Annotated in this window: 10 protein-coding genes; 1 reads left to right on the forward strand and 9 read right to left on the reverse strand. The window is 46.9% G+C overall.

The features are described 5' to 3' along the window. Window positions 1–8: 8 nt before the first annotated feature. Window positions 9–92, forward strand: coding sequence for a hypothetical protein (locus FCL40_RS18950; protein ID WP_407644149.1), 84 nt, complete (start codon window positions 9–11; stop codon window positions 90–92). 83 nt (window positions 93–175) lie between these two features. On the opposite strand, the gene FCL40_RS18125 is transcribed toward FCL40_RS18950, so the two are convergent. From FCL40_RS18125 to FCL40_RS18165, 9 genes are all read right to left on the reverse strand, one after another. Beyond that, complete coding sequence (locus tag FCL40_RS18125) at window positions 176–4,468, reverse strand: sacsin N-terminal ATP-binding-like domain-containing protein (RefSeq protein ID WP_136854683.1); 4,293 nt, start codon at window positions 4,466–4,468, stop codon at window positions 176–178. A gap of 400 nt (window positions 4,469–4,868) precedes the next feature. After that, window positions 4,869–5,075: a recombinase family protein gene (locus FCL40_RS18955; protein WP_136854684.1), complete on the reverse strand. Its 207-nt coding sequence runs from the start codon at window positions 5,073–5,075 to the stop codon at window positions 4,869–4,871. A 371-nt stretch (window positions 5,076–5,446) separates the two neighbouring features. After that, the gene (locus FCL40_RS18135) at window positions 5,447–6,202 is read right to left on the reverse strand and encodes an RES family NAD+ phosphorylase (RefSeq protein WP_136854685.1); all 756 of its coding nucleotides are present in this window, start codon (window positions 6,200–6,202) and stop codon (window positions 5,447–5,449) included. A gap of 2 nt (window positions 6,203–6,204) precedes the next feature. After that, the gene (locus tag FCL40_RS18140; RefSeq protein ID WP_136854686.1) at window positions 6,205–6,768 is read right to left on the reverse strand and encodes a hypothetical protein; all 564 of its coding nucleotides are present in this window, start codon (window positions 6,766–6,768) and stop codon (window positions 6,205–6,207) included. A gap of 256 nt (window positions 6,769–7,024) precedes the next feature. Beyond that, a complete protein-coding gene (locus FCL40_RS18145) occupies window positions 7,025–8,623 on the reverse strand; it encodes a hypothetical protein (RefSeq protein WP_136854687.1) in 1,599 nt (532 codons plus the stop codon). A gap of 211 nt (window positions 8,624–8,834) precedes the next feature. Then, window positions 8,835–9,959, reverse strand: a complete 1,125-nt coding sequence (locus tag FCL40_RS18150) for a hypothetical protein (protein ID WP_136854688.1) — start codon at window positions 9,957–9,959, stop codon at window positions 8,835–8,837. 680 nt (window positions 9,960–10,639) lie between these two features. Beyond that, a complete protein-coding gene (gene cas6f, locus FCL40_RS18155) occupies window positions 10,640–11,266 on the reverse strand; it encodes a type I-F CRISPR-associated endoribonuclease Cas6/Csy4 (protein WP_229360377.1) in 627 nt (208 codons plus the stop codon). Next, the gene (gene csy3, locus FCL40_RS18160; protein WP_136854689.1) at window positions 11,267–12,307 is read right to left on the reverse strand and encodes a type I-F CRISPR-associated protein Csy3; all 1,041 of its coding nucleotides are present in this window, start codon (window positions 12,305–12,307) and stop codon (window positions 11,267–11,269) included. Beyond that, complete coding sequence (locus FCL40_RS18165; protein WP_136854690.1) at window positions 12,285–12,821, reverse strand: hypothetical protein; 537 nt, start codon at window positions 12,819–12,821, stop codon at window positions 12,285–12,287. Before FCL40_RS18165 ends, csy3 begins: the two co-directional genes overlap by 23 nt. Window positions 12,822–12,997: the final 176 nt, after the last annotated feature.

A 12,997-nucleotide genomic window follows, 5' to 3' on the forward strand; every position in this document is an offset into this window, starting at 1 on the left:
CTAACTACATTGACCAGTTCTATAACCGCCGTCGATTACACTCAAGCTTGGGCTACCAAAGTCCACAGCAGTTTGAGAAACTGGCGGTATAACAAACCCGTGTCCACTTTATCGGGGCAGGATCATGCTGAAAGTTGTAATAGTCTATCGAGTATGTAGCAACATCACGTTTGTACTAACCAACATCTTTTATTTGCAAACGCCACTCTGTTGATTTTAAGTCACTGACTATTTGGGAGTAACTTATATCATGCTCAGTAACCGCGTGGATCACTTCTGCTGTGCAATCCTTAGTTTCATCACGCTCACTTGTCAGATAAAGCCGCCACTTACTGGTTGAGCATACGCTCTTAAAATCATCACTAGCAAAACGTATAACACAACGTCGTTCATTTTCGGACAAGTAGATGACCGGTGGCTCCTGACTACTGTGCTTAACTTCAACCAGCAGTAAATGGCCTCTCTCTGCCTCAAACCCTAGAACATCATAACCGCAACCATCAAATGACTTCCCGATATGTAGGAAGTCATACCATGCCTTTGCTGACGACGGTTTTGGCAAAGAAAGCAGCGTATCAATGTGTTGAGCGATTTGCGGTTCAGGCCGATGCTCATTCAGTAATCGTCGATATTCGTTAGCTACCAACTCATACACTATTTCCTGCTGTTCTACTGTTAGGTCAGAAGTAGCCTGGGCGTACTGGATAGCAATTTGCGATTCAGCATTAAGCCCATTTTCCGCTTTTGCTTCGGATTCAGCAGCATGAACACTTTGTGCTCTTGCTTTAACTAAACGTCCAGTTCCACTGCCAATACGACTTACAGTCTCAAACCGTTTTGTTGGTGTGGTAGGGATTTTTTTTGTAGGTAAGCCAACTTCAAAGCTCCGGCGCTGCAACTCCGAGAGCTCAGGCGCTAGTGACTCATTTATTTTGTTAAACTCGCTTTGCTCGATGCCGAGCTTCGTAAGCACGAACAGTCCAGGCTCAAAGTCAAAATCATCTAATTTCTCGCCTTCAATCAGCGATTCAAAGCTGGGTTGCCCTAAATCACCCAAGTGCTCAAGCTTTGATTTATTCTCTGCCAGCCATCGTTTGAGAGAGTCTGAATTAACTCTACGAGGATCCAAATGTTCAATTGCAGCAATAAGCTGCTCTGGCAACGATTGCTTCAATCGGGAATAGGTTAGTGAGGCCCCTTGGTAGGTACTCAGAAGCCGCCACGCTCCTTTCTCTAGTTTTTTGCCCAACAGGCCTTCAATGTTGGCCACCAGTTCAGTTTCGTCGTCCAGACTCAGCCAGCCTGTAATATGACTTCGATGCTCGTCGACTTTGTCTGGCTCTATCTCTGTCTCACCAAGCAGTGTCATGGCAAAGCCCTGCTGCAACTCAGTCATGCGGAACACCTCCTGAGCCATCCACTTGCTTAGTGCTTTCAAGTCATGGTGACTTTCCCAATCAAACTCAGTATGCAGTATCAAGATTGCAGCCTTAGAGGCATTTGTAGCTGGAAACCATACAGCCTTGTTCTGATTAATTGAGGCAGAGCTAATTACGTTCTCTTCAGGATCCTGGAAACTAACAACGACATCACAGCCTTCGTTAGCAACCCGAATGTCGATTGCTCCCCAGCGCTCTTTGATCTTGTCCTCATCGGGATCACGGCTGATTTCTTCGGCAATATCAGCATAAGCAAAGAGCTTTGGCAGCACCTTTTCCGCCATGTATTCAATTTGATCCGGCGCTCCCGAAATAGTATCCAGAGCTGGTTCAATCACCGGTTTCGGTGTGAAACGATTGATTAACCGCAACTTCTGGACCAACTCAATAGACGTATCCCTCGGCACATCTAGCAAAGGAATTTCCAAGCGGTTACTCCCTCGAATTCTGCGCCTTTCTTCAGCCGTCAAAAAGTAAACAACTTCATGCTGTCCAGCTAATCGGACCCCAGATTTATCTTTTACTAATCGAGGGAAATCGTTTAATTTCTTATCAATTTGGGATCGCAAACTGTTTAGTCTAGTTATAACTAGTCGATATTCACGGCTAACCGAACGCGGTTTAGATGGACCCAGTTGTGAGGTTATACAGTTCGCGGCCCATGTCAGTTTGTTGATGTTGCTTTCTTGCTCAATATCCCGCACCAAGAGCCACCTCAAGAGCGCTTCATGATTAGATGGGAGCTTTTCTCGGCAAATAAACGGCACGTGCGATAGCACCTGATTACCTGACAGGTTAAAGGTTCGTGCCGGTGAAGCAATAACCTTTTCTTTACCCTGAGTAGCCTCAAGCCACTCAGTGTCATAAAGGTCTATGAAGGCTTCATGCAATGAATCGCGCTTTTGAATGAAGAAGCTACACCTTTGCCAGAACTCAAAGCACTGTGCCAAGTTCTCAAGCAACTCTGCCGGAGATAGTATGCTCAGCAGTTCGCGCGCTGGAAGCACAAGGTTCCACTTAATTTCACTAGCTTTGCCAACCCGTTTAATAGGTAGCACTTGCCACACACCCCAGAAAGCAAGTTGGTGCTTGTAGTTCTCTCCAAGATATTGCTGCGCTCGTCTCTCATCTACACGATAGTAAGGGGTGCTCTCTAAGCATCTATCCAATAGGTCACTTTGAAGATAACACTCAGAAGCAGGGGCCCAACCAGAAGAGCAGTCTGCAGGTACTAGAAGTGCATGACTTCGATGGCGCTCAATACCGACCATCCTGATCTGAGGTAACTCGTTCCTTATCGGGTCGATTATCGCTGCAGCCTGAAGCAACTGCTCTCTATGCTCATCTGCTTCATGCTTCTTCTGCGAGCGGATAATCGCCCGGATCACTGATAGTGACTCTTCATAGCCTCGCCAGACATTCACTCTCTTGAGGTTATCTCGCACTGCTGCTGGGAAGCGCCAAGGTGTTACAGTCACACCGATTGCACTGATTGGACTGACGGTAGTAGCACGACTCAGGCAGAATAACTCGGCCCGTGCATCTTCTTCGACACTAGGCTCTGGGATCTGCACGCACTGTGGTCTTTCCACCTCAGTCGCGGCTTTGTCTCGCACACTGAGTGGAACTAATTCGAGGTCGACCCGTGAGAAGTTGGCAAAGTATCTTGCGAGTTCTCGGTCGTAACGCTCCCAATGACCTCCGTGGCCACGCTCAGGCGAATAGTGACCAATTAACGCCCACAGAGCCTCGATATCATCGAAGGATGGCCTCAGCCGACTCGTGAGAAGTTTCTGGATCAATGAGGCTAATTTTTCGCCACTTTTAAAGTGGTGCTGTAAAGCCTCTTTCAGTTTGCCACTCGATGGCATTAAGTTGGCGGAAATAACAGGAATAGCGTAGCTAGCGTGGTGCTCGTCAAAATGTGCAAGCAGGGCATTCGCAGCCAATGAAATTAACTTCGAGTTATATTCAATGTCCTGAAAGTCGATGTGCTTACGTGAGTTGTCTACATAAAAGTCTGCATGGATGTGCAGCGGGCAACCTGTACTGAGCTCTGTCGGCAAGTAGCAGTGGTATGCACCAGTTTTCTCATCATCAGGGCCTGATAATGAGTTAGGTATAGCCAAAAAAAGCTGCGGCTTTCGGGTTAGGCTGTAATCAATAGCTTCTAGCACATGCTTATAGCTGGAACTAACAAGCTCACTTGTATCAACTTCTACCAGATGATGGCTGTGCTCTTCAATACGAAGGTTTCTAGTCCGGCAGCTGCCAGAAATATCAAACTCTGCTTTCAAGTTACCAAGCTTGGCATGATTGGACGCAAAGCCTGAGAACATCAGTGGAGAGTCGGCTAGTTTCGAAAGCAACTTCTCCAGTCGATCTAACTTCTTCTCGCTTAAACCCTGTAGCGTAACCTCTGTAACAACGCCTACTTCACCCAGCGCTGCTTCAGGCAAATATTTCGGGAAGTAGAACGATGGCGCTTGGCCCTTCTCCTTGGGGAGAATATTTATACACCGTGAGATTTCTTCCGCTTTCTCTTTATCTGCCCAACTGCTCAAGCACTCTTGAACGAACGGAAAATTCAGCTGAAAACCCCAACATTCGTCAGAGTCAGCAAGGCAGGAAACAATCTGAACTTGTGGGCAAAACTCCCAAACAGATCTAAAGCCAACGCCCTTGTTGCCAATCGACTTTCCCACTTCCTTATTACTGCTATTTACAGCACAAAGCGCGGCAAAATCTGACCAGCTATCGCTTTGCTCGGTTTGAAAGCTAAACGGTACACCATCATTAGCAACCGAGAAGCTCTTTGTCTCCCGGCAGAGCTTAAGTCTGACTTTGCTACTTGCCCTATCCAGTGCATTCTGAAGTAACTCAAAAGGTGCCCGCCCCATGTAATCATTGCGGACGCTACGTTCTTGACGAATATGACCAATCGCCGTTTGAGGATCACGGCGAAGCGTTTCGAGCTTCGTATCAATATGCTCGTCAATGACTGATTTCGGGGTCCTTTCGGTTGTCATTTACTTCACCACCGCTCAATAACAAAGGTCTAAGCTAACCATCCAATTACATCCCTTTGACTACACATTGTTCGGTATCAGTCAAAGCCTATCTACAGTAAACCGTCCAACGCCGAAATTTCCAGGCTATCGACACCACGTTGATACCTTATGGGATATTGCTGAAAGTCGGACGAAAAAAACGAGTACTCTGTAGTCCTTGCCTTGCCCTCAGCATGGACAATGACCGATGAGAAGGGCAAGGTTCAAGGCTTGATTACCTATTTCGGTACCTCTTCACAGTGGCTAACGATCTGTCCAACTGATTGGCCGTAGCCGACTGGGACAGCCCCTCGGTCTTACAACCTCTAACCAGCTCAACACTTGTGGCTGGCTTTCTGCCCAGCTTCTTACCTTGAGCCTAAGCCCTGGCCAGCCCTTCTTTGGTGCGCTCAACGATGCGTCCCTTCTCCATCTCAGCCACAGCAGCTAAGACGGTAAGCTGAAGCTTGCCTGCCGGTGAGGTCAGGTCTACACCACGCAAGTCCAGTGACTCAACCGACACGCCAGCATCCGTGTGTAGTGGTTTAATGATCCCGGACACCGCTTTAGGTGGTAAAGTCGCCACCGTAACAAGAGGTGATCAATGACAAGAAAGCGTCGCTCATTCACTGCGGAGTTCAAACTGGAAGCCGCATGCCTGCTCTTCTAGTGCTAACTGAAGAATTTGACCGTGCGTAGCCCAAAGCAAGCACACTTCGACTATAGCGCTGTCATTGATTCAGCTTTCCTTGTTAATCTACCACTATCTCTGTCAGTCGGATTTCCAATTCAGTAACCGCTCCCAGATAGCCTCTTTGAGGTAGCTCATCTGACCGATGAGCCATGCACAGTATATCGGTATCCGTAATCACATTATGCCCCCAAAAAGCATCCAGCGGGCTAACACTCAACCCCTTCAGATCGACGGGTGTAAACCACTACATAAATAAACTATGACTAGTAAGACACTTCCTCATTAATTAATTTTGGAATGTAATAATCTGGTTCTTTGCAAGCATCAGCAAGACACTTGGCAACTTTCACTCTCCCAGCTCTAAGTTCAGACTCTAACAACCCTTCCCACTCTACTCTGTCTTCCCAAGCGCTTACGCGATATATTACATTGCCCTTCCTTGCGCGACCAAACAAAACAAAACATTCCTCATTATTTCTCTGGGCGGATTGATACCTTATCCCATCTAAATTAGGGTAGTTCTCGTAGATTTCTTTAGCAATTCTCCTAGAATTTTCTATATTCGGCTTATGAGGTGTTGTATAGATGTCGGAGATTTCGTATTTCCAATTCCCATTGCCATTAGGACCAGTTAAGTTATATGGATAAAGGTCAGCAAACAATAAGTCTTGTTCGAATTTTATAGCTACGCGCTCACTAACATCAAATGCAGCCGCTTTAATATAGTGACCTTCAACAATATCAAATGGTCGTATTATTTTCTCAAAGTACACCGCGCCTGGTGTTGCTCCGAGATAAAGAGCGGGTACGGGATCGAGAGAACTTTTAAAGGGGGAAAACCTCCCAGGAAATGGAGTGCCACATTCTTTCAGAGGGTTTAATTCTGTCTCCCACTTAAGTTTATGAAAAGGGTTAGGATCCAAGGCGTCATAAGCTCTCAGTCCATTTTCCGACAACACAATATTAATCACGCGATGAAATATATCGCCCTTACGTTTTATTATTGTTTTTGGGGCCATCCTTAACACTCCATACTGACAGCATTGCTAGCTGACACAAAATATCTTGCGGCCTCTAAAATGTCGGTACGATACTTAGGGGTATTTAGCCAATCTGCCGGAGTAAATCCAAGGAGTGTATTGTGGCTTGTAAACCAATCATAAATTGCCAAGTCATCCTCGCCCTGGAGAATTTCATATGTTAAAACGGCTGTTTTGCTGACATTACTTAAATCTTCAGCCTCATATTGAAAGACGGGGTAAAATGGGAAGGAGCCACTTATTATCTCAAGTTTAAATGCCTCCTCCTGGATATTGACCACACCCAACGCCATCCATATAAAGTGCATCGCCTTTACATCCACAACTTTATATTTATGGCACCTATCAAGGATGTCGGCCTTTTGCTCAAGCCAACATTTAGACATGATGTCAGACTCTGATTCTATCGATGCTTTGATCTTGTTTGACTCTTCAATTACTCGATCAAGGCTATAATCTAACATTGATTGTATTGACTGCTTAGCCTCATACTCACTGTTTGTTTCATTGGCTAGAGAGGTAGTGTCCAGTTTTTTTACTGCCATAGCTCACCTGTGTATCACATCCGTTGAATGACATAGCACTGATTGCATTATAGGCCATTGGCCGAATTTCTTATAGTGTTTCTTCAGACCGTCTACATCAATCCAGCAAAAAATACAGTTCAAACCAATAGAGGTGCCTAGCTTTGCCATTAGAAGCGAATAGCGGCGCGGCCAACGCCGACCAGTCTACTGGAGTCGACTGGACGGCTCTACTGGTACTGGACAGCTAAAAGCTGTTAGAGGCGAGAAAACAAATTCACTCGCCATCGGCCGGAATCAACTTCGCTTCTAGAACATCAAAGTCAAGTATGTCAGCCAGCGCACACATGTCCTTGAACTTTTCGAGTAGGCCGGAGCTAAACATTGCCCACTCCCTGTAGCCATCAAAGGAAGTTGGAAATAATGCACGGCATCCGTATTGCCTAACTATCCGTTTCAAGGAAGTTTCTATCAGCAGCGGTATACGACCATCCTCATAGTAAACTTTATCGATACATTGAAACTCAAATGGCGTAGCTGTATTGAGCTGCTGATGCCGTTGCTCAACGAAGTTACTGATACCAAATTTGATCACGTCTTGGTTATAATCAATACTTCGAAGTAAATATATGACACCAGGAAGTGACGGGTTATAACCGTGCGAAGCACAACTGGGACATCCAATACCCTGTAAATGACTTCCCCCGGCCTGATTAAATGGCCCGTGCCTCGGACAAATGATCCGCACCTTGGTGTTTTTGTCAATATATTCACTTTCAGTATAATAGTAGGAGTCTCCGTGAACCTGACGTGCTTTTTCAATCCATTGAGCTGTCGAGTAGTTACCAACTTTTGAACAAAACGCACAACCGTGCCCTCTTAAATGGTCACCTGCCTGCTGCTCAATCACTCCATGAACTTTGCAGCGATAGGATAGTCTTTTTCTTGCGCCTTGATAGACAGTTTCACTGTAATCGTAGCGTTCACCATGCACTTCGATGGCCATCTTTATCCATTCTTCTGTTGTCGGCGAGTAACGATTAACACATTGGGGGCAATTAGAACCTTTTGTGTGATGATACGGTAATTGCTCAAATTCACCGTGTATGGGGCAAATAATCGTGACCTTCTCATTGCAGCCACGAAATACGGCCTTACTGTAATCGTAAAAATCACCGTGCCGCTCGAGTGCGCGTTCAACCCATGCTTTGGTAGTTAGTGCCGTTGAGCGAGGGCAGGCGGGACAGCCACTGCCAGAGAGATGGTTCCCTGCTTGTTGACTGAAAGGGCCGTGATCGGCGCAACAAATGGTGATTTTTGTCCCGAAATTAACGTGCTCAACCTGTGAATAATCGTAGCGTGTACCGTGTACTTTCTGGGCTCGCTCTACAAATTCCTCTTTGTTTAGCCGGTCCGAACCAGCACATTTTCGGCAAGCTATCGCAGTGGTCAAGTGGGAACTTGGCGTTTGCTCAAACGCCCCATGCTCGGGACATATGATTGTAACCGGCCGATTGTTAGTTATGTATCTAGTTTGGGTATAGTTGAAGCGATCTCCGTGCTTGGCCCGAGCTTCATCTATAAATTGTGCCGTAGTTTTACCTTTTCTGCCTGTTGCTTTCTTACGAGCACATTGGGGGCAACCCTTTCCATTGGCATGCCGATAGGGCTCTTGTTTAAAGGGCCCATGTTCTGGACAAACAATCGTTACCTTTGTCGTGCTGTCGATGTAGCCCAACTGATCATAAAGGTACTTATTCCCGTGGGTTTTCTTTGCCCGACAAACAAAAACTAATTCTTTGATACTCAACGGCGCAGAAGCCAGAACGCGCCCACGATTATCCAGGTAAGGAGTAAGGTCGATAGGCTCACTCATCAGGTTATCTTCCTGTCGTCAATCTGCATTTAAGGTAGTTCACCCCATTAATTACTATTCTGTATAGATGTGATAGCCACCCATTCATAAATCATAGTCATAACATACCAAAATTATGTTTGCACGACTCAATCCATATAAGAGTCGCCCATCACATCAGTACCATCAAATAACTTTAAGCCTAAAATTGCAACACCAACAAAAAGTGGGTTCAATTTTCGTCACAGACCCAATCAGGAGGCATCTGAAATTCAGATTTAGGAACGCCATTAGGATGTGACTTACGAGCATGTGAAGACCAGAAATTTCTTGTATGGTTTCTTACTTTATATGCCCGCCTCGCTTTTGCAAGCGTCACATCAGAAACATTAAATATCCTTTTTCGATCTCTCATTGGATAAGTCCACAGCAGTCTTTCAAACTCATTCCTGCCAACTTCCATATGTTTTCCAAAGTACTCGCCAGAATTAACAAGCCGTTCCAACTCCTCTTTTCTATTTAAACGCTCCTGGTTCTCAATAGCTAGCTTAGCCTCTATTTCGCGCCAAAGCTCAACTCCCTCCTCTCTATCTCTCACTTCAGACTCTATTGCCATTTTTGCTTCAGTCTGACATTTGTCTAAAAGAGAGTTTCGCTTACTGATTGTAAACTCAAAGCTAACCACTGCCATTTTTTGATATACCGCAGCCACAATTTCAAATGCAAGATTTAGATAATCTTCAATACCGTTCAACTGATAGTCACTTCTACAACGATAATCTAGCCTCGTGCTAACGGGTATGAAACTTGATGCTCTACAATGATAGTGTGGGTAGTTGATTCCAATTTCATCCATCACTTGCCTTACAAGACTATATACACGGTGGATTACAATGTGGTTTACACCATTATAATGATACCTTATGTCAAAATGCTTACTAAGTTCACTAAGTGCAGCGAATAATAGTACCCATCGACCGGCAATTGCATTCTGACCCTTTTCATCCCGACAACTGTAAATATAGTGCTGAATGGTATCCTGCTCACCAACCCTACCGGTATCTAAAATATGATTCTCGAATTTTATTCTCAGATTTTCACTTTGAGGCTCAAAGCAAAAACATTGTGCAGAAAAATGAAAAGAGTTAACTTTATAATGATTTACTCTGAAAAATTTGTTTGAGTATTCGCTTAAGCACTGTTTCGGGTCATAAATCACACAATTCTTAATTAGTACGGCATCTTCCGGAATACTGTGGTGAAATAAAAGGTACTTATTACACCTATCCATTATCTCATGCGCATTGAACTCCTTAAGGAGTGTTTCCGCTTCCATTTCTCTAGTTCGATAGTCCATTCTTAAACCTCCAAACCCGCACAGCACCTTTAGGGATGTTAGACCGTAAAATAGAGCGAAACCCCAATATCTCTCGGGGTGGCAAAAGAATAACCTACCACTAATCGACAAGAAAAACGACCTCAAACATTATGCCGAGTTCAAGTGTAGTGAGCCTTAAATAGGTCAAAATCGTCAGTTTCTATGGCTATTAGCCATGATCCAGATGAGTCATGTTCGACAAGCTTATTACGTACAAGAAGAGATTATGGTTAATGCCTTTTCTCGCTTGGTCGCGATGAAATATGGACTGGTACCGATGGGAAAACTGGTCTTTCATGGCGAAGTTTGGTGGTAACCGGATTCAGACCCAGTAAATACCGCAGCCATGAGTAATACCCAATTTCCAGATATGAAAAAGCCCCCGGCGGTTGCCGAGGGCCTTAGGCGGTCCACTGCCTGTGCGGCAGAATCGGGTTCTCCGTTGTGGTTGCTTGCTTTCAGGCCTATTCTCGGCTGCCTATGCGGCAGTTCACCTCAAAGAAGAGTTCATCAATGTTGGCGTCGTTTTCTCAGCTGCCTATGCGGCAGTTCACCGTAAAGCATAGCTCACTCTATCGCTCCATAACGGCCCCTTATCCCAATAATGGCCAATAGCCCTTTTTTAAACGCCATACGTAATCAAATGAATTAATTGATATTTATATAAGAGTCGAAAAGAGGGTATTCGAACCGGGCAGCTCAGGCACTGTGCCACGATGATGGCAATTCGTCGCCAAGCCATAACCGCCAAAGTCGTCACAGACTTGAGAAGCCCCATCTTCTCTTTGAATATGGAGCAAATACTGCTGACCGGTGCTCTTGCTCTCCATCAGGGCACAGTGAAACGGTGTTATCTCCCGCCCGTGCGTTTCTGCCACCGGTCGGAATGGCTCTCCCCGGGACGCGGCCCGCCTTTTGGCTCGAGCCAGGCGACGTCGCTTCTCACCGGCAAAGCATTTGGCTATCCCCTGGTTGCGTGTAAACCTGATCTCCGAGCCGGCTTCAGGCACCTCCGCCACCTCGGTCAGTTCAAATAACCGATCACTCGCCATCATTGCGAAATATGGCTGATGAATCAGTTGCCTAAGCACCGCTTTTTCCGCACTGACAAAAGCAATGCTGACACCAATGGTGTTTTCACCCCAATCAGGAAAGCTGACTCCAATACCAGCAAAAGGATGTCTCCTCAAAAAGCCGTGCAAGATCGATAGGCAGCGCCCTGCTAACAAAGTGCAATCAGCATTTTTAGGGAGGTAACGAATGGCGAAATAGTACCTTGACACCATCTAGGCTCTCCCCTGTTGAAACAAACCGCCTTTGAGCAAGACCGACATCAAGTAGTGTATCTCGGCCGGTATATCACTGCCGTCGACCTGGCAGCAGTGCCTCATCTGGCGAATGTAGAAAGCGGTCCGTTTAAGGTGTTGATAAAAATCACGACCGGTCACCGGGTGACGCAGTGCAACCAGAGCATCGCGGTTGGCTCCATACTCATGCACCCGTAATGGAATATCGGCCTCCTCCTCCCACCAGTCGTCGATCATCTGCAGCGCCGCGCCGACCTTCTCAGCGTGAAAGCTGGCCGCCTTGCTGCCATCGGCACACTCCACCGTCGCCAGTTGGCGAGTGGGCAATCCCCGGTCGACGTTTTCAACGAATTGCAGGCTGGGATGGATCTCCTGGCAGAAAGCAGTTTTCAACCGGGCCGTCACCGTCGAGAACCAAAACTGCCTCGGGTTACTCAGTGCTTCAGCCATCTCCAGGGATAACCCCTGTAAAACTCTCTCCGCCTCTTGTGGCCAAGGTTCGTACCAATCAAGCCCCCTGGCATCTTCAATCTCGAAACGGGAGCCGGCAGAGGTTTTCACATCAATCGCCGTTCCCATCGTCTGCCGGTTTCGCCACAGCCAGCGCCCCATCAGGATGTTCTTGGCATAGCGGCGCGCCAACTCTTGGTATCCACCGTGGTCGCGGTAGGCTTGAGCCAACCTCATCAGCCATCGATTAACCCTAGGCTCATCGTAACGATCCGGTGCCAACGAGTTCGCCTCCACCCGCAATGAGAAGCGGCAGTACAACTCGTCGACCATTGGGGGAACGTAGCAGGCCTCTATGGTGTGGGGATTTCCATAGGCCAACTCCTTGGTTTCACTTTGCCTGGCTTTGAACTGGTTGTCATAGCCCTCAGAAAAAGAGCTTTTTTGGCCGTTAATTTTGTTCACCTCTATGGCCAGTGGAACAAAGTCACAGCCTTCTCGCTGATAGAAAAACACCGCTTTGCCCGGAGACAGTGAGCGCGAATAACTAAGGTGCTTGCCTGGCTTCATAGAAGGGCTCCAGCAGAGGGGCTTTCTTCACAAGCATAGCCCGCCCGTCGACCTCCATGTGCCAGAACGCATTGGCCAGAAAGGCTTTCGCCCCGGCAAGTCGCACTTCAATAGAGCCTATGCAATCTGCTAGCCCTATCGCCGGCTCAGCGTAACAATGCTCTGCCTCTAGGCTACCTTCCCTTTTCCGGGCATCCTCCAGAGCCACGTAGCCAACAGTCACCGGTCGACAACTTGGCTTAGCTTGCATCGCCTCGAGTAGCTCTTCGACGCTGCTGCCCTGCTCAGTCGTGGGGTAGATCCAACAGCCACCTCGAGGCAACCGGGATAGCGGTTCAAACAGCTCCTGGGCCGACGAATAGAGTGAGCACCAGTGGGCTTTTTCGTACAAACAGGGGGGCTGCAGCGTGCCGCCGGCGAAACGGGAGGGAAAAGCGGCCTGGATGAACGGGAGATCAGTATCGGATAGTGGATCGTCGTTTTCATCGGTTACCAATTTAAGCACCAAATCCATGGTCAGATCGCATAGCTTATTATCGATGATGCCAGACCGTTTGATATCCGTGCATGTACCGGTCGAATCCGATCACTGATTCCGCTCCAATCCGATCACTCATTCCGGAGCAAACCGATCACTGATTCCGTTTTTATCCGATCGATTTAGCCCAATTCTCCGGAATCGGTGATCGG

Origin of the sequence: Ferrimonas sediminicola (assembly GCF_005116715.1) — a bacterium.
GTDB classification, from domain to species: domain Bacteria; phylum Pseudomonadota; class Gammaproteobacteria; order Enterobacterales; family Shewanellaceae; genus Ferrimonas; species Ferrimonas sediminicola.

Bases quoted from the DNA above. Each gene is read 5' to 3' on its own strand.
- cas6f (WP_229360377.1), bottom strand. From the start codon at position 11,266: ATGGTGTCAAGGTACTATTTCGCCATTCGTTACCTCCCTAAAAATGCT.
- FCL40_RS18125 (WP_136854683.1), bottom strand. From the start codon at position 4,468: ATGACAACCGAAAGGACCCCGAAATCAGTCATTGACGAGCATATTGAT.
- FCL40_RS18135 (WP_136854685.1), bottom strand. From the start codon at position 6,202: ATGGCCCCAAAAACAATAATAAAACGTAAGGGCGATATATTTCATCGC.
- FCL40_RS18165 (WP_136854690.1), bottom strand. From the start codon at position 12,821: ATGGATTTGGTGCTTAAATTGGTAACCGATGAAAACGACGATCCACTA.
- FCL40_RS18145 (WP_136854687.1), bottom strand. From the start codon at position 8,623: ATGAGTGAGCCTATCGACCTTACTCCTTACCTGGATAATCGTGGGCGC.
- FCL40_RS18140 (WP_136854686.1), bottom strand. From the start codon at position 6,768: ATGGCAGTAAAAAAACTGGACACTACCTCTCTAGCCAATGAAACAAAC.
- csy3 (WP_136854689.1), bottom strand. From the start codon at position 12,307: ATGAAGCCAGGCAAGCACCTTAGTTATTCGCGCTCACTGTCTCCGGGC.
- FCL40_RS18150 (WP_136854688.1), bottom strand. From the start codon at position 9,959: ATGGACTATCGAACTAGAGAAATGGAAGCGGAAACACTCCTTAAGGAG.